We start from the raw sequence: 1,136 nt of genomic DNA on the forward strand, positions 1-1,136 counted from the left end.
CCCGGTCGTCATCGTCGGCATGGCCTGCCGCTTCCCCGGCGACGTCACCTCACCCGACGACCTCTGGAACCTCGTCGCCCAGGGCCGCGACGCCATCGGCCCCGTCCCCCACGACCGCAACTGGAACCTGGAGGTCTTCCGGCACACGGCGGGGGACTCCCAGGGGACCTCCTACGTGGCCGAGGGCGGCTTCCTGCGGGACGCCGGTGCGTTCGACCCCGGCTTCTTCGGGATCAGCCCGCGCGAGGCGCTGGCGATGGACCCGCAGCAGCGCCTGCTGCTCGAAGCGGCCTGGGAGACCTTCGAGAACGCCGGCATCGACCCGGCGATGATGCGCCGGACCCGTACCGGCGTGTACGTGGGGGCGGCGGCTTCCGGCTACGGCGGCGCGACGCGGGTCCGCCCCAACGGCTTCGAGGGCCACCTGCTGACCGGTACCGCGGGCAGCGTCGTCTCCGGCCGCGTCTCCTACGCCCTCGGGCTCGAGGGTCCGGCCGTCACCGTCGACACCGCCTGCTCGTCCTCCCTCGTCGCCCTCCACATGGCCACTCAGGCGCTGCGCAACGGCGAGTGCACCATGGCACTGGCGGGCGGCGTGATGATCATGGGGACGCCGACCTCGTTCGTGGAGTTCAGCAGACAGCAGGCGCTGGGAGCCGACGGTCGCTGCAAGGCCTTCTCGGAGGCCGCCGACGGTTTCGCGCTGGCGGAGGGTGTCGGCGTGCTGCTGCTCGAGCGGCTGTCGGAGGCCCGCCGCAACGGGCACGAGGTGCTGGCGGTGGTCCGGGGCACCGCGATCAACCAGGACGGTGCCAGCAACGGCCTCACCGCCCCCAACGGGCCGTCGCAGCAGCGCGTCATCCGCGCCGCCCTCGCCGACGCGGGCCTGGGCACGGCGGATGTGGACGTGGTGGAGGCGCACGGCACCGGAACCACGCTGGGTGACCCGATCGAGGCGCAGGCGCTGCTGGCCACCTACGGCCAGGACCGGCCCGAGGGCCGTCCGCTGCTGCTGGGCTCGATCAAGTCCAACATCGGCCACACCCAGGCCGCCGCCGGCGTCGCCGGCGTCATGAAGATGGTCCTGGCCATGCGGCACGGCACCGTCCCGCAGACCCTCCACATCGACCGGCCCA

Annotated in this window: 1 protein-coding gene; it reads left to right on the plus strand. The window is 73.2% G+C overall.

The features are described 5' to 3' along the window. Positions 1–1,136 (plus strand): polyketide synthase (locus A2U95_RS02840; protein ID WP_240957175.1); only part of this gene is annotated, 1,136 nt, incomplete at both ends.

The organism is Streptomyces chilikensis (assembly GCF_001642695.1).
Taxonomy (GTDB): Bacteria; Actinomycetota; Actinomycetes; order Streptomycetales; family Streptomycetaceae; genus Streptomyces; species Streptomyces chilikensis.